This window comes from Nocardia asteroides (genome assembly GCF_021183625.1).
Classification (GTDB): domain Bacteria; phylum Actinomycetota; class Actinomycetes; order Mycobacteriales; family Mycobacteriaceae; genus Nocardia; species Nocardia asteroides_A.
Window position 1 is genome coordinate 5932490 of sequence record NZ_CP089214.1, and the last position, 21953, is coordinate 5954442.

A 21953-nucleotide genomic window follows, 5' to 3' on the forward strand; every position below is an offset into this window, starting at 1 on the left:
CAGCGAACTCGCGGTGCGGCGGATCACCGGAATGCCGCGGGGGCGCGGATGTGATGTGTTGCGATTTCTTAAATTCTGCGGGGTTTTGCCGCTATGGTCGGTCGCAGTCACCGCCCGGTGCGTGTCTCAGCCAGGCACCGGACCGGCACCCGCCCTGAGTCGTTGGAGGAGAGATGACCGCCTACCGGACCATTGTCGTCGGTACCGATGGATCGGACTCGTCGTACGTGGCCGTGGAGAAGGCCGCGGCGCTGGCAGGCGTTTCCGACGCCGCCCTGATCGTGGCCTGCGCGTTCTACCCGACGGACGACCGTGATGTCGCCGCCGCGGCGGACGTGCTCAAGGACGAGGCCTACCAGGTGCGCGGCTCCGCGCCGACCACCGAGATCCTGCGCGTCGCGCGGGACAGAGCCACGGCCGCGGGCGCCAAGAACATCATCGAGCGGCCCGTCGTCGGCGAGCCGGTCGACTCGCTGCTGAACCTGGTGCGCGAGGTCGACGCCGATCTGCTCGTCGTCGGCAACCGGGGGCTGAACACCCTGGCCGGGCGGTTGCTCGGCTCGGTGCCGTCGGATGTCGCGCGCAAGTCCCGCTCGGACGTGCTGATCGTGCACACCGTGCGCTGAGAACTCCCGCTCGACGAACCCCGCCCGGCCCGATCGGGCGGGGTTCGTCGCGTCCGGGCAGCGCTCAGGGCGCGAGCGTGGACAGCTCGGCCGGGAGATCGGTGCTGTGCAGCACGGTGAGCCGCTGGGTGGCGCGGGTGAGCGCGACGTACAGGTCGTTCCGCCCGCGCGGTGACTCGTCGAGGATCGCGGCCGGCTCGACCAGGAGCACCGCGTCGAACTCCAGCCCCTTCACCTCGGCGACGGTGAGCACCCGCACCGACTCGCTCGGCGGCTCGGGCAGCGCGCCCGCCAGCGCGTGCGGCACTATCACCGCCGTGGTCCCCGGCCCGGTCTCGGCCGCCACCGCCTTGCCCACCGCGTCGGCCAGCTCGCCGGAGGCCACCCGCACCGCCTTCGGCTCCACCCCGGTGGCCCGGATCGAACGCGGCACCTCGGCCGCCGGATCGATCGCCGCCAGCACCCCCGCCGCCACCGCCATGATCTCGGCAGGCGTCCGGTAGTTGACGGTCAGCTCGGCCAGCTTCCAGCGCCGCGCCACGTACGGCTCCAGGATCTCCTGCCAGGACGAGGCGCCCGCCGGGTCGCCGGTCTGCGCCACGTCGCCGACCGCGGTGATCCAGCGGTTCGGGATCCGCCGCATGACCATGCGCCAGGCCATGGCCGAGAGCTCCTGCGCCTCGTCCACGATGACGTGGCCGTAGGTCCAGGTGCGGTCGCCGGCGGCGCGCTCGGCGGTGGTCTGGCTGGTGCGCACGTTCTGCCGCTCGGCCAGCTGCCCGGCGTCGATCAGGTCGTAGGCCATGAGGATCTCCGGGTCGAGCTCGTCCTCCAGATCCTGCGGCGCCGAGCCGGTGAGGATGTCCAGCGCGTCCTGCGCCTCCTCCAGCCTGGCCCGGTAGCGCCGCCGCGAGCGCTCCCGCTCCTCGGCGTCGTCCACCCCGAGCAGCTCGGCCAGCTCGTCCAGCAGCGGGGCGTCGGCGGCGCTGAACTCGCCGGTGGCCCGCCGGTGCAGCTCGGCCCGGTCGGCCTCCGGCATGGTCCGCGCCACCCGGGCCAGCCGCTCCGGCTGGGCCAGCAGGTCGGCGAGCACCTCCTGCGGCGAGAGGATCGGCCAGAGCCGGGTGATGGCGGCCTGCACCTCGGGGTCGGAGCGCATCTCGTCCCTGATGTCGTTCAGCTCGGCGGGGGCGAGCAGGCTCTCCGCGCCGACCAGGTTGGCGCCCATGGTGGCGGCGAGCTGCTCGGTGAGCGCGTCGATCACCGAGGCGGCGAAGATCGGCCGCGCCAGGTTGTGCGGGCGCCGGGAGGAGCGGGCCCGGCCGCGCGCCTTCGTCGCGATGCCGCGGTCCAGCGTCACCGGGTAGCCGTCGAAGCGCAGCCGGATCGGCTGGGCGGGCACCTCCTGCCGGTCCCGGACGGCCTGCTTGAGCACGTCGAGGATGGCGAGCGAGCCCTTGAGCTCGCCCGCGCGCAGGCTGTCCTCCCTGGTGGCCTTCACCCCGGGGTAGAGGTCGCCGATGGTGGAGAGCAGCACGCCGGTCTCGCCGAGCGAGGGGAGCACCTGCCCGATGTAGTCGAGGAAGGTCGCGTTCGGGCCGATGATCAGCACGCCGCTCTTGGCCAGCTGCTGCCGGTAGGTGTAGAGCAGGTAGGCGGCGCGGTGCAGCGCCACCGCGGTCTTGCCGGTGCCCGGCCCGCCCTGCACGACGAGCACGCTCTTGTGCTCGGAGCGGATGATCGCGTCCTGCTCGGTCTGGATGGTCTCGACGATGTCGTTCATGTGCCCGGTGCGGGCGGCGTTCAGCGCGGCGAGCAGCGCGCTCTCGCCGCCGACCCCCTCGTCCGGCTGCGCGGCGCCCGCCGCCTCCAGCGCCTCGACCGCGAGGTACTCGTCGTTCAGCGCGGTCACCCTGCGGTTGCGCGAGCGGATGTGCCTGCGCCGCCGCACCCCCTCCGGCATGGCGGTGGTGGCCAGGTAGAACGGCCGGGCCAGGGGAGCGCGCCAGTCCAGCAGCAGCGGCTCGTAGTCGTGCTCCTCGTCCAGGATGCCGAGCCTGCCGACGTAGCGGCTGGCGTCCTCGGACTGCTCCGGGTCGAGGTCGATCCGGCCGAAGCAGAGGCCGTGCTCGGCGGCGTCGTACTTGGCCAGGTCCTCGCTGTAGAGCTGAGTGAACGATTCCCGCTCGCTGCGCGCCTGCGGGGTGCCGCCCGCCTCGAGCAGGACGGTGCGCAGCCGGGTGCGCGCGTACTCGCGCATGGCGTCCAGCCGCTCGTACAGCGCGGTCAGGTACTCCTGCTCGGTTACCAGGTCGTCGTCGCGGCCTTCGGGCACACTGAACTCCTTCTCGGCCGGGTGGGAGTCCGCTGCGCGCGGAGTGCGCAGCCGGAGAACGGAACGATCGAGTCTACTCCGGCCGGTGCCGGTCAGGAGGCGTGCGTGCTGGTCGGGTGGTTCCGGTCACCGCCGGACTTGGCCTGGTACATCGCTACGTCGGCGTCGTGCAGCACCGCCTCCGGGGTGCGGTCGTCGCCGGGCAGCAGATCGGTGGCGCCGACCGAGGCGTCCACCTCGATCCGGTGCCCGCGCGCGATGATCGGCTCCGCCATGGCGGTGCGCAGCCGCTGCGCCAGCGCGTCCCGGTCGGCGGCGCGGGTGCGCCCGGCGACCAGGACCAGGAACTCGTCGCCGCCGAGCCTGCCGACCACGTCGTCGGCGCGCAGCGCCCGCTGCAACCGTTGCGCCACGATCTGCAGCACGGTGTCGCCGATGGCGTGCCCGAGCGTGTCGTTGATCGCCTTGAAGCCGTCCAGGTCGATGAAGAGCACCAGCGAGACCGGCTGCTCGTCACCGGCGGCCAGCGCCTCGGCCAGCCGGGCCAGCACCAGCGACCGGTTGGCCAGCCCGGTCAGCGAGTCGTGCGTCGCCTGGTACTCCAGCTGCCTGCGGCTGGCGCGGACCTCGGTGATGTCGGAGAACGAGGAGACCGCGGAGGAGTCCGGGTCGTCCGGGTTCAGCAGCCTGCTGCTGCCGGAGAGCCAGCGGCGCTGCCCGTCGTGCCGGTCGACCCCGAAGACGTAGCCGGTGATGGTCTCGCCGGTGGCCAGCGTGCGCGCCACCTGGTGCCTGGCCGGGGCCAGCGGGCGGGCGGCGGCGTCCAGCAGGGTGATCGGCAGCTCCTCGATCCGGCAGCCGATCGGCTCGAGCCCGGTGTGCACGCCGAAGATGCGCCGCGCGGCCGGGTTGATGGACTCGATCCGGCCGTCCCGGTCGATGCAGACCACGCCCTCCTCCAGCTGCTCCACCACCGTGGTGAAGTGCTGCTCGGCGCGGCGCTGCGCGGCCTCCGCGGTGCGCTGCGCGGTGAGGTCGTGCAGCACCACCTGGTAGGCGAGGCGGCCGTGCCAGGGGGTGAGCACGGCGACGGTCTGCACGTCCACGGTGCTGCCGTCCACCCGGAGCAGCGTCATCGCGGCGGGCGGCGAGCCCGAGCCCTCCTCGGTGAGCCCCGCGATCCGGTTCAGCATGGCTGGCACGAAGCGGGGGTGCACGAAGTCGGTGAGCGGCCTGCCGACCACCTCGGCGGCGGACGCGGCGCCGACCAGCCGGACGGCGGCGGGATTCACGTAGACGACGGTGCCGCGCTCGTGCACGCAGACGCCGTCCGGGATGTGCTCGACCAGCGAGCGGTAGCGCTGGGCGACCAGCTCGGCGCCGGCGACGCGCGCGTCATCGGCCGGTGTGCCGGCAGCATCGACGGTGCCGTCCTCACCCACGTCGCTCCCCGATCGCTCGTCCCGCGCCACACCCGGAACGGCAGCCACCCGCACCCTGGCCACGGGGGTAACCGGTTCGCCCGCCGGGGAGCCGGCGGAGGAGCACAGATATTGCCCGGTGCCGCAGAAGCCGTCCAGAGCAGTACTCGATCATATGTCGATCGCGCGCACCGTTCCCGTTACCGCACGGTACGCACGGGCTCGATCAGAGCGGCACCGACCAGCGCAGCCTGGTGCCGGGGAAGGTGCTCGGATCGGCGTCCGGCCCCGCGGTCACCACCGCGAGCGAACCGCCCGCCGACTCGGCGCGCTGCTCCAGATTGCGCAGCCCGGAGCGGGCGACGTGGTGCGGCATGCCCCAGCCGTTGTCGGTGACCACCACGGTGAGCGCGCTGCCCGCGGCCACCTCGACCAGCACGGTGTCGGCGCCGGAGTGCCGCACGGCATTGCTGACCGCTTCGCGCACCACCGCCTCGGTGTGGTCGGCCAGCTCCGGCGCGAGCCCGTCCACCGGGCCGCTGATCCGCAGGTCGGCGTGGAGCGCGGTCTCCGCGGTCTGCTGGCGCACCGCGTCGGCCAGCCGCTGCGGCAGCCCGACCCCGCCGTGCAGGTCAAAGATCGAGGTCCGGATCTCCTGCACCACCTCGTGCAGGTCGTCGATGGTGGCGCCGAGCCGCTCCCGCACCTCCGGCCCCCGCACCTGTGGCAGCGTGCTCTGCAGCGAAAGGCCGATGGCGAAGAGCCGCTGGATGACGTGGTCGTGCAGGTCGCGGGCGATCCGGTCGCGGTCGGCGACCAGGTCCAGTTCGCGCACCCGCTGCTGGGCGTCGGCGAGCTGCATGGCCAGCGCGGCCTGGTCGGTGAAGGCGGCCGTCAGCTCGACCAGCTCGTCGTCGAACGGCGCGAACCCGGCGGGGCGGATGGTGACCAGCACGCCGAGCGTGCTGTCCGGGGTGCAGAGCGGAAGCACCAGCACCGGCCCGGCATTGCGCAGCGGCACCCCGAGCTCGGCGTCGCCGAGCTCGTCCCAGCGCAGCGGGGTGCGCCGGGTGAAGGCCTCGCCGAGCGCGGTGCCCGCCACCCGCACCGGCTGCCAGTCGGCGCCCGCGTCCGGCCCGACCCACTGCGTCACCACCAGCTCCCGCACCGGGGTGCCGCCCGCGACCCGCATCGGGGCGCTGGCCAGGAAGGCCTGGTGCGAGCCGCTCAGCGTGCGGGCGTGGTCGACCACGTGCGCCAGCACCCGGTCGGAGTCGGTGCCGGCCAGGAACTCGGTGGCGATGTCGCGGGTGGCCTCGATCCAGGCCTGCCTGGTCCGCGCCGACTCGTAGAGCCTGGCGTTGTCCACCGCGGTGCCCGCGGCCGCGGCCAGCGCCTGCACCAGCACGTCGTCGTCCTCGGTGAAGGGCTGGCCGCCTGCCTTCTCGGTGAGGTAGAGGCTGCCGAACACCTCGTCCCTGATCCGCACCGCGACCCCGAGGAAGGTGCGCATGGGCGGATGGCCGGACGGGAAGCCGACCGAGTCCGGGTGCGTGGTGAGGTCGTCCAGCCGCACCGGCCGGGTGTGCCCGAAGACCGTGCCGAGCACCCCGTGCCCGGCGGGCTGGGCCGCGATCTTCGCCCTGGTGGCGTCGTCGATGCCCTCGTCGAGGAACTGCACCACCTGCTCGTCGTGGCCGCGCACCGCGAGCGCGCCGTAGCGCGCGTCGACCAGCTGGGTGGCGGCGCGCACGATGGCCCGGAGCGTGTCGTCCAGGTCCAGCCCCCTGGTGACCGTGAGCATCGCCTCGACCAGGCCGTCCATCCGGTCCCTGGAGTCGATGATGAGCTCGACCCGCTCCTTCACCTCGCCGAGCAGCTCGCGCAACCGCAGCTGGGAGAGGGTGTCGCGCACCGAGTAGGGATCGCTGCCGTTCTCGTCGGTCATCCGCGCATTCCCCTGCTGCCGGGCGTCGGCGCCCGAACTCGAAAACCCCTGGCGCGCGGCACCGGCCGCGCGGGTCCAGTTTAGAACGCCGGGGTGGTGCGCAGGCCGCGCGCGGGGCCGTGTCGCACGCCCGGGCCGGTGACAGAGGACTTTCGACCCTGGTCCGGTGCGGTGGGCGGCTGTTCCATGGTCAGCGGGAACGAATCGGAAGTGGGGTGTGGCAGATGGATTCGTCGAAGCGAGTGGGCCGGTCGTCCGCGCCGCGGTCGGTGGCGATGCGCCGCCGTCCGGTGGCGGCGGGCCGGATCCGCGGCACGCCCGCGCCGGAGCGGGCCGTGCAGCAGTGGACGACCGCCGGTGATCCGGTGCTCGCGGTGACCACCTCGGGCGAGGTGGAGCCCGCCGAGGTGACCAGGGCGGTGCGCGCCATCGGGCGGGTGCTGCGCAGGCACCGGCTCGACGCCACCACCAGGGTCAGGGTGACGGCGCCCGCCCGCCCCGGCGAGCCGACGCTGGTGCAGGCCAACCTGTGCCTGCGCGACCTGCCGACCCGGGTGCAGGTCACCGGCCCGCGCGGCTTCGCGGTGACCTTCGCCGCCGAGCGGCTGGACCGCAGGTTGGCCCGTGCCGCCTCCGGGGAGGCGCGGGCCTGGCCGGATCCGGCCAGGCCGCCGCTCACCGCGGTCACCGCGGTCCGGCCGATCGTGCGCGGCAAGCAGTGCCTGCTGCTGGACGGCACCGTCGCCGAGGCGGCGGCCATCCTGGACGCCATGGATTACGAGGCGTATCTCTTCGTGGACGCCGAGACCGGGGAGGACGCGGTCGTGCACTGGGTGGACGGGGTCGGGGCCGGGCTCATCCGGCAGCGCTGCACCCGCCCCGCGCCGTCCCCGATGACCGGGCCGCTGCAGGTCGGGGCGCTCACCGTGCGCACGAGCACCGAGCCGGCGCCGGTGCTGACCAAGGCCGCCGCCGCGCATCGGCTCTGCCGCGCCGGCCTGCCGTTCCTGTTCTTCACCGACACCGCCACCGGCCGCGGCGCCCTGCTCTACCGCCGCTACGACGGTGACCTGACGCTGGTCACGCCCGCCACCGCGGGTTGATCGCGCAGGGTTCGGATGGCCGGTCCGCGGGCCGGGTGGCGTCGCCGCGCCGCCCGGCCACGCGGGACCTGGCTCAGGCGCCGGAGTCCAGCTTGCTGGCGAGCACAGCCGCCTGGGTGCGGCGCTCCATGCCGAGTTTGGCGAGCAGCCGGGAGACGTAGTTCTTCACCGTCTTCTCGGCGAGGAACATGCGCGCGGCGATCTGCCGGTTCGTGAGCCCCTCGCCGAGCAGCGCGAGCAGCCGCCGCTCCTGTTCGGTGAGGCGCTCCAGGGTGGCGGCCCCGCTGGTGTGCCGCAGCCGCGCCTCCAGCGTCTCCGCCGAGCGCGCGCCGAGCAGCGAGCGCCCGGCGCCGACCTGCTTGATCGCCTCGGCCAGCTCCATCCCCTTGATGTTCTTCACCACATACCCGCCCGCCCCGGCCAGCACCGCGTCCAGCATGGCGTGCTCGTCGCTGAACGAGGTGAGGATGAGGCAGCGCAGCCCGTCGTGCTCGGCGAGCAGGTCGCGGCAGAGCTCGATGCCGTTGCCGTCCGGCAGCCGCACATCCAGCACCGCGACGTCGGGGTGCACCGCGCGCACCCCGGACAGCGCGGCCGCGACGGTACCGGCCTGACCGACGACGGTCAGCTCCGGATCGCTCTGCAGTAGATCCACCAGCCCCCGCCGGACGATCTCGTGGTCGTCGACCAGGAACACCCCGAGCATCCCGCCCTCCGCTCCGCCCGCCGCCGACGCGGCGCCGCGTCCGTATGCTGGACGACGAATACGTGCGGCGCCTGCACCCCGGCGGCCGCGGTCGTCGTGTTCTGCGACCCCACCTTAGCCCCCGCCCCGACCTCGCGGCCGCTACTTGTCGGTGGTCGCCTCTAGCATCGCCGCCGGGGACAGCTGTGCACGTCGGAACACGATCGAGAAGGGACTTCTGGTGGCGGAACGCCTCACCGTTCGCGGAGCTCGGGAGCACAACCTGAAGGGGGTCGACCTCGATCTGCCCAGGGACAGCTTGATCGTGTTCACCGGGCTCTCCGGCTCCGGCAAGTCCAGCCTCGCCTTCGACACCATCTTCGCCGAGGGCCAGCGGCGCTACGTGGAGTCGCTGTCGGCGTACGCGCGGCAGTTCCTCGGCCAGATGGACAAGCCGGACGTGGACTTCATCGAGGGGCTCTCCCCCGCGGTGTCGATCGATCAGAAGTCGACGAACCGCAACCCCCGCTCGACCGTCGGCACCATCACCGAGGTCTACGACTACCTGCGGCTGCTCTACGCGCGGGCGGGCACCCCGCACTGCCCGGTCTGCCACGAGCTGATCGCCAAGCAGTCCCCGCAGCAGATCGTCGACCAGGTGCTCGCCATGGACGCGGGGCTGCGCTTCCAGGTGCTCGCCCCGGTGGTGCGCACTCGCAAGGGCGAGTTCGTCGACCTCTTCGACCAGCTGAACAGCCAGGGCTACTCGCGGGTCCGGGTGGACGGCGTCGTGTATCCGCTCACCGACCCGCCGAAGCTGAAGAAGCAGGAGAAGCACGACGTCGAGGTGGTGATCGACCGGCTCGCGGTCAAGGGCAACGCCAAGCAGCGGCTCACCGACTCGATCGAGACCGCGCTGCGGCTGGCCGACGGCATCGTCGTGCTCGATTTCGTCGACCGCGACGAGCACGCGCACGACCGCGAGCGCCGCTTCTCCGAGCGGCTGGCCTGCCCGAACGGCCACCCGCTCGACATCGAGGACCTGGAGCCGCGCTCCTTCTCCTTCAACTCGCCGTACGGCGCCTGCCCGGACTGCACCGGCCTCGGCATTCGCAAGGAGGTCGACCCGGAGCTGGTGGTCCCCGACCCGGAGCTGAGCCTGGCCGACGGCGCCATCGCGCCGTGGTCGCGCGGGCAGTCGGCGGAGTACTTCACCCGGTTGCTCGCCGGCCTCGCCGAGGCGAACGGCTTCTCCATCCGGACGCCGTGGAAGAACCTGCCGGTCAAGGCGCGCAAGGCCGTGCTGGAGGGCAGCACCGACCAGGTGCACGTCTCCTACACCAACCGCTACGGCCGCAAGCGCTCCTACTACGCCGACTTCGAGGGTGTCATGCCCTTCCTGCAGCGGCGCATGGAGAACACCGAGTCCGAGCAGATGAAGGAGCACTACGAGGGGTACATGCGGGACATCCCGTGCCCGGTGTGCCGCGGCAGCAGGCTGCGCCCGGAGATCCTCGCGGTGACCATCGCCTCCGGCTCGGAGCGGCGCTCGATCGCCGAGGTCAGCGACCTGTCGATCGGCGACTGCGCGGCCTTCCTGAACGGGCTCACCCTCGGCGAGCGGCAGGCCGCCATCGCCGGGCAGATCGTCAAGGAGGTGCAGGCCAGGCTCGGGTTCCTGCTCGACGTCGGGCTGGAGTACCTGAGCCTCTCCCGCGCCGCGGCCACGCTCTCCGGTGGCGAGGCGCAGCGCATCCGGCTCGCCACCCAGATCGGCTCCGGGCTGGTCGGCGTGTTGTACGTGCTGGACGAGCCATCGATCGGGCTGCACCAGCGGGACAACCGCAAGCTGATCGAGACGCTCACCCGGCTGCGCGACCTCGGCAACACCCTGATCGTGGTGGAGCACGACGAGGACACCATCCGAGCCTCGGACTGGGTGGTCGACATCGGCCCGATGGCGGGCGAGCACGGCGGCCGGGTGGTGCACAGCGGCACCTACAGGGAGCTGCTGAGCAACGAGACCTCGCTCACCGGCGCCTACCTCGCCGGCCGGGAGAGCATCGCGCTGCCGCTGGTGCGCAGGCCGATCGACCGCAAGCGCAGGCTCACCGTGGTCGGCGCGACCGAGCACAACCTGCGCGGGATCGACGTGCACTTCCCGCTCGGCGTGCTCACCGCCGTCACCGGCGTCTCCGGCTCCGGCAAGTCCACCCTGGTGAACGACATCCTGGCCACCGTGCTGCAGAACAAGCTGAACGGCGCGCGCCAGGTGCCCGGCAGGCACACCAGGATCACCGGGCTCGACCACCTGGACAAGCTGGTGCAGGTCGACCAGTCGCCGATCGGCCGCACCCCGCGCTCCAACCCGGCCACCTACACCGGCGTCTTCGACAAGATCCGCACGCTCTTCGCGGCCACCACCGAGGCGAAGGTGCGCGGCTACCAGCCGGGGCGGTTCTCCTTCAACGTCAAGGGCGGGCGCTGCGAGGCCTGCTCCGGTGACGGCACGCTCAAGATCGAGATGAACTTCCTGCCCGACGTCTACGTCCCGTGCGAGGTGTGCCACGGCGCCCGGTACAACCGGGAGACGCTGGAGGTGCACTACAAGGGCAAGACCATCGCCGAGGTGCTCGACATGCCGATCGAGGTCGCGGCCGAGTTCTTCGAGCCGGTCACCTCGATCCACCGGTACCTGAAGACGCTGGTCGACGTCGGGCTCGGGTACGTCCGGCTGGGGCAGAGCGCGCCGACGCTCTCCGGCGGCGAGGCGCAGCGCGTCAAGCTCGCCGCCGAGCTGCAGAAGCGCTCGAACGGGCGCACCGCCTACATCCTCGACGAGCCGACCACCGGGCTGCACTTCGAGGACATCCGCAAGCTGCTCATCGTGATCAACGGGCTGGTGGACAAGGGAAACACGGTCATCGTCATCGAGCACAACCTGGACGTGGTCAAGACCGCCGACTGGGTCATCGACATGGGGCCGGAGGGCGGCTCCGGGGGCGGCATGGTCGTCGCCGAGGGCACGCCGGAGGAGGTGGCCGGGGTCGACGGCAGTTACACCGGCGGGTTCCTGCGGGAGGCGCTGGCCGCCGCCGCGCGGCGCGGGGCCGGCGCGGCGCCGGTGCGCAAGTCGCGGGCGCGCAAGGCGGTTGCCGCCGCGCCGGAGGTCGTAGCGGCGGAGGCGGCCACGGCGGCCGCGCCCGCCGGCGAGCGTGGTGCGAAGGCTGCTCCGGCGAAGGCGGCTCGAGGTGATGCTGCTCCGGCGAAGGCGGCTCGCGGTGACGCTGCTCCGGCGGAGGCGACCGCGCGGAAGGCAACTGCGCGGAAGGCGACTCCGCGGAAGGCGCCCGCCGAGAAGACGGCGGCGGAATCCGAGCCGGCGCAGCGGGCGGCGGCCACCGCCAAGCGGCTCTCCCGCAAGGCGGCCGCCCTGCGCTGACCGAGCCGGAAAAGCGGGCCGTCCGATCTCGGGCGGCCCGCTTTTCGCGCCGTTGTCGACGCTATTCGGTCGAACGTCCAGATTCCGGCCCGATCTGAAACGGTCGTATGTAAGATCGGCGGCGCCGCGTCCGGAACGTGTCCAGGACAGCAGCGGCACTCGTTCGATCCGAGTCGTTCCCGATCGCCGGCGCGGCGGCGGCACGACTCGGAACAGCTTCCGCCAGAGAGGAATTCACATGGAAGGCGTCGATATCGCGGCGCTGGTCGCTGCGGTGCTAGCGGCCCTGAGCACCGGCTCATCGCTCAACTACAACCCCGGCACCGGCGCCTGAGCGCGTCCGTCGAAAGGACTACGAATACATGGATACCGGAAGTGCCGGGATCGCGGGCATCTTCGCTGCCCTCGCCCAGGTCATCGCCACGGGCTCGTCCATCTCGGTAACCCCGCCGGGGCTGTGAACCGCACCGGGCGGAGCCGCCCATCGGCCGCTCCGCCCGGTCGCGCACTGCCCGCGGTGCTCAGTGCACCGGCCCGGTGTACTTCTCGCCCGGCCCGGTGCCCGGCGCGTCCGGGTGCGCCGAGCTCTCCCGGAAGGCCCGCTGCAGCGACTGCAGCCCGTCCCTGATCGGCCCCGCGTGCGGCCCCAGGTACTCGATCGAGGCCGTGACCAGCCCGGCCAGCGCGGTGATCACCCGCCGCGCCTCGTCCAGATCGCGCCGCGGGCTGGCATCCGGATCCTCGTCGGCCAGCCCCAGCTTCTCCGCGGCCGAGCTCATCAGCATCACGGCGGCCCGGCTGATCACCTCCACCGCCGGAATATCGGCCAGCTCGCGCACATCCGGTTCGGGGGGCGCGGCGGTCTCGGTGACGGCGGCGAATTCGGGCTGGTCGGTCATGGCGTTCAGGCTAGCGATCCCCGCCGGAGCAGCCGGAGCTGCCCGAGCTCCGCGACGTTCTTCATGAGTTCGGCGTTCACCCAGGCCACCAGGTGGGCCACCGAGGGCCACGCGCCCGCGGGTTTTGCCAGCTCGTCCGGGCTGAGCGTCTCCAGCAGGGCGAGCCACTCGGTGCGCAGGGTGCGCAGCCGGGCCACCGCGGCGGCGGCGCTGCCCGCCCACGGGACGTCGCCCGGCCCCGGCGCCGCCGTGCCGCGCGCGGTGGCCAGCGCGCCCGACCACCACCAGTCGATGTGCCAGGTGAGCCAGCCGATGGTCGGCACCGGGATCGGGGACGGCTCGGTCTCCGCCCAGTCCGGGCGCCACGCGCCGGAGGCGTCCGGGCGCACGGTCCAGACCAGCGGACCAGGCTCCCACAGCGCGTCGTCGGCGGTGAGATCGTCGAGGTGGATGGTGGCGAGCGACCAGGTGAGGTCGAATTGCCAGCGCAGCAGGTCGGTCACGGGCGGAACGGTCCCAGCGCGGAGCCGTCGCCCGCAAGCGAATAAGGGGCGATTGGGAGCCGGGGCGCATAACTGCTAGAGTTGTTCGCGACGACCGCCCTGGTCGGTGGTAAGCATGCCATCCGCATGCTCACTCTCCGTCCGGGGTCGCAAGTGGAGCCCGACTCCCACCGCCGCCGACCTCGTGTCCGGTACGCGGTCCGGTCACCCGCCCGCCAGGGCCGGATTCCTGTGTGCTCAGTGGCACCCGGGTTTCGTGGTGATCGGTCGACTCGGGCCTCGGCCGGTGAAATACCGGGCCGGGGCTTTCGCGTTGATATCGGGGTTACCTGCACGCGGTCGTCGACGACACCGCTTGACCTAGGAGGCCCCATCAGCACTGAGACCCGCATCAACGATCGCATCCGAGTTCCCGAAGTCCGGCTCATCGGGCCCAGCGGCGAGCAGGTTGGGATCGTGCGTGTTGAAGATGCGCTACGCGTCGCTCTCGAAGCCGATCTCGACCTGGTCGAGGTGGCCCCGGATGCCCGTCCGCCGGTCTGCAAGATCATGGACTACGGCAAGTTCAAGTACGAGACGGCGCAGAAGGCGCGCGAGTCCCGGAAGAACCAGGTCCAGACCGTCATCAAGGAGCAGAAGCTCCGCCCCAAGATCGACGACCACGACTACGAGACCAAGAAGCGCAACGTTGTCCGCTTCCTCGAGGCCGGGTCCAAGGTCAAGGTGACGATCATGTTCCGCGGCCGCGAGCAGTCCAGGCCCGAACTCGGCTTCCGATTGCTGCAGCGGCTCGGATCCGACGTCGCCGAGCTGGGTTTCGTGGAGACCTCGGCCAAGCAGGACGGCCGCAACATGACGATGGTTCTCGCCCCGCACAAGGGCGCGAAGACCCGGGTGAAGGCGCAGCAGGACGCGGCGCCGCGCCCCCGGTCCGGCCCCGCACCGGAACCGGCCCCCGCGCCGGCGTCGGCCGAAACGACCGCGCCGCAGTAGGACGAACAAGCACTCGGCGGCCCACGGGCCGCCGGCACACAGATTGAGGACACTCATGCCGAAGATGAAGAGCCACAGCGGCGCCTCGAAGCGATTCAAGGTGTCCGGCCGGGGCAAGCTGCTGCGCCAGCAGGCGAACCGTCGCCACCTGCTCGAGCACAAGTCGAGCCGCCGGACTCGTCGTCTGGACGGCGTCGAGTCGGTCTCCGTGGCCGATGTCCCCCGCGTCAAGCGGCTGCTCGGTATCTGACGTGCTCCGGCGCGGGTGCGAGCCCGCGCGACCCCGCGTCCGCTGACCCGGACGCCAGAATCTATCGAACCAGGGTGCCTCGCCGCGCCCACGAACCTCGAACAGGAATCGATCAGTGGCACGCGTCAAGAGGGCCGTCAACGCTCAGAAGAAGCGCCGTTCCATCCTCGAGGCCTCCAAGGGCTACCGGGGCCAGCGGTCCCGGCTGTACCGCAAGGCCAAGGAACAGCAGCTGCACTCGCTCGCCTACGCCTACCGGGACCGCCGGGCGCGCAAGGGTGACTTCCGCAAGCTGTGGATCGCGCGCATCAATGCCGCCGCCCGGCTCAACGACATCACCTACAACCGGTTCATCCAGGGCCTGAAGGCCGCCGGTATCGAGGTGGACCGCAAGATCCTGGCCGAGCTCGCGGTGTCGGACGCCGAGGCGTTCGCCGGTCTGGTCGTGCTCGCCAAGGCGGCGCTGCCCGAGGATGTCAACGCCCCCGCCGCCTGACGGCACGCGTTGAACCACGTACTTCCGGAACGACCCGCGGGACGCATCCCGCGGGTCGTTTCCGCGTCGGGCCGCGCCCGTGGCTGAGCCGCTGGAGCCGCGGAACCCGCGCGTCGTCGCGGCCGCCAAACTGCACCGTTCGGCGCAGCGCCGCAAGACCGGTTCGTTCCTCGCCGAGGGGGCCAATGCGGTGGCCGCCGCGCTGGAGACCGGGCGGGTGCGCGAGCTGTTCTACTCGGCGGGCGCCGCCGAGCGCGAGCACGCGCTGGTCGCCGGGGCGGCGGCGGACGGCGTCCGCACCACGCCGGTGAGCGAGCGGGCGGCGCAGCATCTCGGGGAGACGGTCACCGCGCCGGGGCTGGTCGCGGTCTGCGACCTGCTCGACATCCCGCTCGACGAATTGCTGACCCGCGCCGCCGCGCCCGCGTTGTTCGCGGTGCCGGTCGAGATCGCCGAGCCGGGCAACGCGGGCACGCTGATCCGGGTGGCCGACGCGGTCGGGGTGGACGGCGTCGTGCTCGCCGGCGACACCGTCGACCCGCACAACGGCAAGTGCGTGCGGGCCAGCGCGGGCAGCCTGTTCCACGTCCCGGTGGCTCGGGAGCGCGCCGCCGCCGCCGCGCTGGACGCGCTGAGCGCCGCGGGCGTCACCCTGCTCGCCACCACCGCCCGCGGCGAACTCGACCTGGACGACGCCGACCCGGTGCTGGCAGGCCCGGTCGCCTGGCTCTTCGGCAACGAGGCGCACGGGCTGGCGCCGGAGCTCGCCGAGCGCGCCGACCACCGGGTGCGCATCCCGATCCGCGGCCGCGCCGAGAGCCTGAACCTGGCCGCCGCCGCGGCGATCTGCCTGTACGCGAGCTCGCGGGTCAGGCACGCCGGGTAATGCGGGTGAAGCCCGCACGGCCCATCGAATACGATTCGACCGGGACAATTCCGCACCCGACCGCAGGGAGAGACGAGCTACCGTGGCCGACGACACCGCCGCCGAGCAGGGCACCGCGCTGACCGAGGAGGCACTGGCCGCGGCCGCGGCTGCCGCCGAGAAGGCGTTCGCCGCCGCGGCGGATCTGGACGCTCTGGCCGTCGCCAAGACCGAGCACCTCGGTGGCAAGGCGCCGCTGGCGCTGGCCCAGCGCGCGCTCGGCACCATCCCCCGCGAGGAGAAGAAGGAGGCGGGCAAGCGGGTCAACGCCGCCCGCACCCGGGTCTCCGACGCCTTCGACGCCCGCCGCGCCGCGCTGCTCGCCGAGCGCGATGCCGCCGTGCTGGTCGCCGAGGCCATCGACGTCACGCTGCCCGCCCGGCGCGCGGCCGCGGGCGCCAGGCACCCGATCACCGTGATCTCCGAGCAGATCGCCGACGTCTTCGTCGCCATGGGCTGGGAGGTCGCCGAGGGGCCGGAGGTGGAGACCGAGCACTTCAACTTCGACGCGCTGAACTTCCTGCCCGACCACCCCGCGCGCACCATGCAGGACACCTTCCACATCGCCCCTGAGGGGTCGCGCCAGGTGCTGCGCACGCACACCTCGCCGGTGCAGGTGCGCTCGCTGCTGGAGCGCGAGCTGCCGATCTACGTGGTCTGCCCGGGCCGCACCTTCCGCACCGACGAGCTGGACGCCACGCACACCCCGGTCTTCTCCCAGGTGGAGGGGCTGGCGGTGGACCGGGGGCTGACCATGGGGCACCTGCGCGGCACCCTCGACGCCTTCGCCCGCGCGCTCTTCGGCCCGGAGACGCGCACCCGCATGCGCCCCAACTACTTCCCCTTCACCGAGCCCTCTGCCGAGGTCGACGTCTGGTTCCCGGACAAGAAGGGCGGCGCGGGCTGGGTCGAGTGGGGCGGCTGCGGCATGGTGAACCCGAAGGTGCTGATCGCGAGCGGGATCGACCCGGAGGAGTACAGCGGCTTCGCCTTCGGCATGGGGCTGGAGCGAACCCTGCAGTTCCGCAACGGGATTCCCGACATGCGCGACATCGTCGAGGGCGACGTGCGGTTCACCCTGCCCTTCGGCGTCCGGTCCTGACCCTTCCGATACGAGAGAGCGACACGTCACGTGCGAGTAGCGCAGTCCTGGCTGACCGAGATCATCGCCCGCACCGTCCCGGAGTGGTCGGTGACGCCGGAGGAGCTCGACGCGGGATTCGTCCGGGTGGGGCTGGAGGTCGAGGAGGTCGACCGGCTCCAGCGGGTGACCGGTGACATCGAGCATCCGCTCGTGGTCGGCCGGGTGCTGGAGATCACCGAGCTCACCGAGTTCAAGAAGCCGATCCGGTTCTGCCGGGTCGACGTCGGCAACCCGGAGCCGCAGGAGATCATCTGCGGCGCGCGGAATTTCGCCGTCGGCGACCTGGTCGTCGTCGTGCTGCCGGGCGCGACGCTGCCCGGCGGGTTCCGGATCAGCTCGCGCAAGACCTACGGCCACACCTCGCACGGCATGATCTGCTCGGTCGCCGAGCTCGGGATCGGCAAGGACCACTCCGGCATCCTGGTGCTGGAGCCCGGCACCGCCGCCCCCGGCACCGACGCCAACGAACTGCTCGGGCTGGACGACACCGTCATCGAGCTGAACATCACCCCGGACCGCGGCTACTGCTTCTCGGTGCGCGGCCTCTCCCGCGAGCTGGCCTGCGGCTTCGACCTGGAGTACGCCGACCCGGCGGTCCGCACACTGCCGGATTCGGCCGCGCCCGCGTGGCCGATCACGCTGCAGCCGGAGTCGAAGTGCACCCGCTTCGCGGCCCGCCGGGTCACCGGGATCGACCCGAAGGCGGTGTCGCCCTGGTGGCTGCAGCGCAGGCTGCTGCTCTCCGGCGTGCGGCCGATCTCGCCCGCGGTGGACGTCACCAACTACGTCATGCTCGAGCTCGGCCAGCCGCTGCACGCCTTCGACGCCGCCGCGGTCAGCGGCGAGCTGGTGGTGCGGCAGGCGCGGCCGGGGGAGCGGCTGCGCACCCTGGACGACGTCGAGCGCACCCTCGACCCGGAGGACGTGGTGATCGCCGACGAGTCCGGCGTGGTCTCGCTGGCCGGCGTCATGGGCGGCGCGAGCACCGAGGTGAACGACGGCACCACCGACGTGCTGCTGGAGGCCGCCACCTGGAACCCGCTGCTCATCTACCGGACCGCGCGCAGGCACAAGCTGGTCTCCGAGGCGGGCAAGCGGTACGAGCGGGTGGTCGACCCGGAGCTCAACGTGGTCGCGCTGGACCGTGCCGCCGCGCTGCTCGCCGAGATCGCGGGCGGCGTCGTCGGGGACGTGCTCAGCGACATCCGGGTGCCGGTCGAGCCCGCGCCCGCCATCGCCATGGACATCGACCTGCCCGATCGCGTCGCCGGCGTCACCTACCCGACCGGCACCGCCGCGCGCAGGCTGGCGCAGATCGGCTGCACCGTCGAGGTCGCGGTGAGCGAGGTCGGGCACGGCCAGCTGCTGGTCACCCCGCCGAGCTGGCGGCCGGACCTGGCCCAGCCCGCCGACCTGGTCGAGGAGGTGCTGCGACTGGAGGGGCTCGAGCAGATCCCGTCGGTCGTGCCGACCGCGCCTGCCGGGCGCGGGCTGACCCCCGCGCAGCGCCGCCGCCGCGCGGTGAGCCGGGCGCTCGCCTTCGCCGGCTGCGTCGAGGTGCCGCCGCCGGTCTTCCTGCCCGCCGGGGTGTTCGACGTGTGGGGGCTGGACGACGACGACCCGCGGCGGACCACCACCCGGGTGCTGAACCCGCTCGACGCCGAGCGCCCCGAACTCGCCAGCACGCTGCTGCCCGGGCTGCTCGAGGTGGCCGCGCGCAATATCTCCCGGGGCGCGCGGGACCTCGCGCTCTACGGCATCGCCCAGGTGGTGCTGCCCGGGCCGAACGTCCGTCCGGTCGCGGCGCTTCCGGTCGACCGCAGGCCCTCGTCGGAGCAGATCGCCGAGCTGCTCGACTCGCTGCCCGCGCAGCCGGTGCACGTCGGCGCGGTGCTCAGCGGCCGTCGCGAGCCGCGCGGGCCGTGGGGGCCGGGCAGGCAGGCCGAGGCCGCCGATGCCTTCGCGCTGGCCGACGCGGTCGGCGACGCGGCTGGGGTCCGGATCGAGCGGCGCCCGGCCGCGCAGCTGCCCTGGCACCCGGGGCGCTGCGCCGAGCTGGTCGTCGACGGCGCCGTCGTCGGGTACGCGGGCGAGCTGCACCCGGCGGTGCTGGAGCGGGCCGGGCTGCCCGCCCGCACCTGCGCGCTCGAGCTCGACCTGGACGCCATCCCGCTGCGCGACACCCGCCCGGTGCCCGTGGTCTCGCCGTTCCCCGCGGTCCTGCAGGACGTTTCGGTGACAGTCGCCCGCTCGGTGCCTGCCGCCACCGTCGAGGCGGCGCTGCGCGACGGCGGCGGCACGCTGCTGGAGGAGATCGCGCTCTTCGACGTCTACGAGGGCGCGCAGGCAGGCGCCGACCGCCGCTCGCTCACCTACGCGCTCCGCTTCCGCGCGCCGGACCGCACCCTCACCGAGGACGAGGCGAGCGCCGCCCGCGATGCCGCGGTGGCCGCCGCGGCGAGCGCCGTCGGCGCGGAGCTGCGCGGGTAACGTCGGGGGAGTCCCCGGCGAAAGGCGCATCATGCGAGCGGAATGGAACGGCGCGGTCCTGGCCGAGAGCGACGAGACCGTCGTGGTGGAGGGCAACCACTACTTCCCGGCGTCGTCGCTGAACCGGGCCTACTTCGGCGACAGCGACAAGCACAGCGTGTGCCCGTGGAAGGGCACCGCGTCGTACTACACGGTGACCGTCGACGGCGCGCGCAACCCCGACGCCGCCTGGTACTACCCGGACCCGAAGCCGAAGGCCGAGGAGATCAGGGACCGGGTGGCCTTCTGGCGCGGCGTCGAGATCACCGGATGACGCTCGCGGTGCGCGCGGCGCGGCACCCGGCGAACGCGGTGATGCACGCGCTCACCTACCACCCGACCAGGGAGATCGCCTGGACCCCCGACCTGCTCGGGCTCGACTTCACCGAGCTCGCGCCGCGCACCGCGGACGGGGAGACGCTGCACGCCTGGTGGCTGCCTGCCCGCGAGCCGATCGGGCACATCCTCTTCGCGCACGGCAACGCCGGCAACATCGGTGATCGGCTGCCGATCTTCGCGCTGCTCACCGCGGCCGGGTTCGACGTGCTCTCCTTCGACTACCGCGGGTACGGCCGCAGTACCGGGCGGCCCAGTGAGCGCGGCACCTACCTGGACGCCCGCGCCGCCCGCGCGGCGCTGCTCGCCCGCCCGGGGGTCGATCCGGAGCGCGTCGTCTACCTGGGGAAATCGCTCGGCGGGGCGGTGGTCACCGAGCTCGCGGCGGCGCACCCGCCCGCCGGTGCGGTGCTCATGTCCACCTTCACCGGGCTGCGCGCCGCGGCCCGCTCGGTCTTCCCGGTGATCCCGGCCCCGCTGGTGCCGGACGCCTACCCGACCCTGCGCCGCATCGGCGACCTGCGCATCCCGCTGCTGCTCATGCACGGCGACCGGGACGAACTGCTCCCCGTCGAGCACTCCCGCAGGCTCTACACCGCCGCCCCCGACCCCAAGCGCCTGGAGATCTTCCCCGGCTGCGGCCACAACGACCTCATCATGGGCGCCGGCCGCCGCTGGGCCGGGCTGATCGCCGAGTGGGCGCGCGCGGAGTGCGGGCTCGGCCGGACTCCGTAGCCTGGTGGCATGACCGACTCAGCCGGAATCGGTGCGCTGCTCGCCGCGCTCCCGGACGACGAACTGCTCGCCGTACTCCGTGCCGCCACCGCGCAGCGGCCGACCTTCGCACGGGTGCACGCCGCGCTCGCCGAGCAGGCCACCTCCGGCGCGCCGCTCGACGCGGTTGTGATTCCGGACACCCCGCGGCCGGGTACCGGTACCGCCCCGCAGCGGGCGCCCGGATCGCAGCAGGTCGGCGACGGGTTTGCGGTACCGCCGGTACCGGTACCGCCGCCGGGTATGTCCGCTGCGCCGCCGACCGGCGGCTATACCGCCTCCGGCGTGCCGACATTCGACTCCGTTCGCGATAAGGTCGAGCAGCGCTTCGGCACCGCCCAGGGCCGGGAGGAGCTCGAACGCGAGACCACTGCCGGGCGCGGCGTCGAAGAACAGTGGCAGGCGCGCGAGGATGCGGCCCGCGACCGCCTCGACAAGATCCGGAAGTCGATGCGCGACGAATCCACCGGGCCGTGACACCCGCCGGCTCGGCGACACGAGAGTGGAGAACATGCCCGAGCCGCGCGAGATCGCCGAACGACTCCTCGACGCCCAGGTCGACTTCCTGCTCGCGGAGGTGACCGGCGACCGCTTCGCCGAGGTCGTCGCCCGCGACGTCGGGGCCGTGCTCGGCGTCGCCGAGACCATCCTGGTCCGCGATGTCGTCGCCCCGGAGCAGGCCAAGCAGACCGTGGCGACCGTGGTCGAGCTGATCGGCGGCAGCCCCGTCTTCGCCGACATGTCCGGCGTCTTCGCCGACTCGATCTACACCCACATCGCGGAGAACGACGAGTACACGCTCGGCGAGGTGGTCGAGCGGCAGCCGGTCGAGGCGCTGCTGGCGAAGATCCTCGGCATGCACCAGGCGCAGGAGCGGATCCTGAGCAGGCTCACCGAGAGCCCGCTGGTCGCCACCGTCGCCTCGAAATTCGTGGACAAGCTGATCGACGACTTCATGCAGGCCAACCGGCAGCGCGCGGAGAAGATCCCCGGCGTCGGCTCGCTGGTCTCGCTGGGGCAGTCGGCCGCCAACCGGGCGCGGAAGGCCGCCGCCGACAACGCCTTCCTCAGCGACATGGCGGACAGGGGCGCGCGCTTCGCCCTCGAGCGCACCAACAACGCCATCCGCGAGGTGCTGCGCGACGCCCCGGTGCACAGCGCCGCCATGGAGTTCTGGGATCTGCACGCCGGGGAGCCGGTCAACGGGCTGCGCGAGTACCTGACCAAGCAGGATCTGCGCGACCTGGTGCTGCTCAGCTACGAGATCGCGGTGACCACCAGGGAGAAGCCGTACTTCGGGCTGCTGCTGGACGAGTGCGTCGACGTCTTCCTCGGCAAGTACGGCGAGTTCACGCTCGCCGCGCTGCTGCCCGAGCTCGGGCTCACCGGCGACGACCTGCGCACCGAGATCCTGCGCTACGGCCCCGCGGTGATCGAGCGGGCCAAGGCGGACGGGGTGCTGGCCGGGCTGATCCGCGAGCGGCTGGAGCCCTTCTACCTTTCCGAGCCGGTGCTCGCCATCCTCGGAGCGGGCTGACCAGGCG

Annotated in this window: 18 protein-coding genes and 1 pseudogene; 13 read left to right on the forward strand and 6 right to left on the reverse strand. The window is 72.6% G+C overall.

The window, feature by feature from the left end:
* The first annotated feature begins 173 nt into the window (after window positions 1-173).
* Window positions 174-626: a universal stress protein gene (locus LTT61_RS27385; protein ID WP_233016889.1), complete on the forward strand. Its 453-nt coding sequence runs from the start codon at window positions 174-176 to the stop codon at window positions 624-626.
* A 64-nt stretch (window positions 627-690) separates the two neighbouring features.
* Here the strand turns inward: LTT61_RS27385 and LTT61_RS27390 are convergent, their stop codons facing one another.
* The 3 genes from LTT61_RS27390 to LTT61_RS27400 form a co-directional block, all read right to left on the reverse strand.
* Entirely contained in the window at window positions 691-2961 is a 2271-nt protein-coding gene (locus LTT61_RS27390; RefSeq protein ID WP_233016890.1) for a HelD family protein, read from the reverse strand.
* A 92-nt stretch (window positions 2962-3053) separates the two neighbouring features.
* Window positions 3054-4403, reverse strand: a complete 1350-nt coding sequence (locus tag LTT61_RS27395; protein ID WP_233016891.1) for a sensor domain-containing diguanylate cyclase — start codon at window positions 4401-4403, stop codon at window positions 3054-3056.
* Between the two features lie 205 nt (window positions 4404-4608).
* A complete protein-coding gene (locus LTT61_RS27400; RefSeq protein ID WP_233016892.1) occupies window positions 4609-6330 on the reverse strand; it encodes a GAF domain-containing sensor histidine kinase in 1722 nt (573 codons plus the stop codon).
* A 224-nt stretch (window positions 6331-6554) separates the two neighbouring features.
* On the opposite strand from LTT61_RS27400, the gene LTT61_RS27405 reads away from it, so the two are divergent.
* On the forward strand, window positions 6555-7433 hold the full coding sequence (locus tag LTT61_RS27405; RefSeq protein ID WP_233016893.1) for a sigma 54 modulation/S30EA ribosomal C-terminal domain-containing protein: 879 nt from the start codon (window positions 6555-6557) through the stop codon (window positions 7431-7433).
* Between the two features lie 73 nt (window positions 7434-7506).
* Here LTT61_RS27405 and LTT61_RS27410 read toward each other — a convergent pair whose 3' ends face one another.
* The gene (locus tag LTT61_RS27410; RefSeq protein ID WP_233016894.1) at window positions 7507-8139 is read right to left on the reverse strand and encodes a response regulator; all 633 of its coding nucleotides are present in this window, start codon (window positions 8137-8139) and stop codon (window positions 7507-7509) included.
* A 220-nt stretch (window positions 8140-8359) separates the two neighbouring features.
* On the opposite strand from LTT61_RS27410, the pseudogene uvrA reads away from it, so the two are divergent.
* Window positions 8360-11278, forward strand: a pseudogene (gene uvrA / locus LTT61_RS27415) (excinuclease ABC subunit UvrA); the annotation flags it as partial.
* 803 nt (window positions 11279-12081) lie between these two features.
* Here the strand turns inward: uvrA and LTT61_RS27420 are convergent.
* Together LTT61_RS27420 and LTT61_RS27425 are read right to left on the reverse strand one after the other, a co-directional pair.
* Window positions 12082-12459, reverse strand: coding sequence for a DUF1844 domain-containing protein (locus LTT61_RS27420; RefSeq protein ID WP_233016895.1), 378 nt, complete (start codon window positions 12457-12459; stop codon window positions 12082-12084).
* Window positions 12460-12464: 5 nt separating this feature from the next.
* On the reverse strand, window positions 12465-12962 hold the full coding sequence (locus LTT61_RS27425; protein ID WP_233016896.1) for a DinB family protein: 498 nt from the start codon (window positions 12960-12962) through the stop codon (window positions 12465-12467).
* A gap of 318 nt (window positions 12963-13280) precedes the next feature.
* On the opposite strand from LTT61_RS27425, the gene infC reads away from it, so the two are divergent.
* The 10 genes from infC (at window position 13281) to LTT61_RS27475 (ending at window position 21946) form a co-directional block, all read left to right on the forward strand.
* Window positions 13281-13955: a translation initiation factor IF-3 gene (gene infC / locus LTT61_RS27430; RefSeq protein ID WP_233021226.1), complete on the forward strand. Its 675-nt coding sequence runs from the start codon at window positions 13281-13283 to the stop codon at window positions 13953-13955.
* A 55-nt stretch (window positions 13956-14010) separates the two neighbouring features.
* Window positions 14011-14205: a 50S ribosomal protein L35 gene (gene rpmI / locus LTT61_RS27435; RefSeq protein ID WP_233016897.1), complete on the forward strand. Its 195-nt coding sequence runs from the start codon at window positions 14011-14013 to the stop codon at window positions 14203-14205.
* Between the two features lie 115 nt (window positions 14206-14320).
* Window positions 14321-14701: a 50S ribosomal protein L20 gene (rplT, locus tag LTT61_RS27440; protein WP_233016898.1), complete on the forward strand. Its 381-nt coding sequence runs from the start codon at window positions 14321-14323 to the stop codon at window positions 14699-14701.
* 79 nt (window positions 14702-14780) lie between these two features.
* A complete protein-coding gene (locus LTT61_RS27445) occupies window positions 14781-15587 on the forward strand; it encodes a TrmH family RNA methyltransferase (protein WP_233016899.1) in 807 nt (268 codons plus the stop codon).
* Window positions 15588-15669: 82 nt separating this feature from the next.
* Complete coding sequence (gene pheS, locus LTT61_RS27450) at window positions 15670-16728, forward strand: phenylalanine--tRNA ligase subunit alpha (protein ID WP_233016900.1); 1059 nt, start codon at window positions 15670-15672, stop codon at window positions 16726-16728.
* A 30-nt stretch (window positions 16729-16758) separates the two neighbouring features.
* Window positions 16759-19260 (forward strand): phenylalanine--tRNA ligase subunit beta, encoded by a 2502-nt coding sequence (gene pheT / locus LTT61_RS27455; RefSeq protein ID WP_233016901.1) that lies wholly within the window; start codon window positions 16759-16761, stop codon window positions 19258-19260.
* 31 nt (window positions 19261-19291) lie between these two features.
* Complete coding sequence (locus tag LTT61_RS27460) at window positions 19292-19573, forward strand: DUF427 domain-containing protein (protein ID WP_233016902.1); 282 nt, start codon at window positions 19292-19294, stop codon at window positions 19571-19573.
* Window positions 19570-20370, forward strand: coding sequence for an alpha/beta hydrolase (locus LTT61_RS27465; RefSeq protein ID WP_233016903.1), 801 nt, complete (start codon window positions 19570-19572; stop codon window positions 20368-20370). The genes LTT61_RS27460 and LTT61_RS27465 overlap by 4 nt, the downstream gene beginning before the upstream one ends.
* Before the next feature lie 9 nt (window positions 20371-20379).
* Window positions 20380-20886 (forward strand): hypothetical protein, encoded by a 507-nt coding sequence (locus LTT61_RS27470; protein WP_233016904.1) that lies wholly within the window; start codon window positions 20380-20382, stop codon window positions 20884-20886.
* A gap of 34 nt (window positions 20887-20920) precedes the next feature.
* Complete coding sequence (locus tag LTT61_RS27475) at window positions 20921-21946, forward strand: hypothetical protein (protein WP_233016905.1); 1026 nt, start codon at window positions 20921-20923, stop codon at window positions 21944-21946.
* Window positions 21947-21953 lie beyond the last annotated feature (7 nt).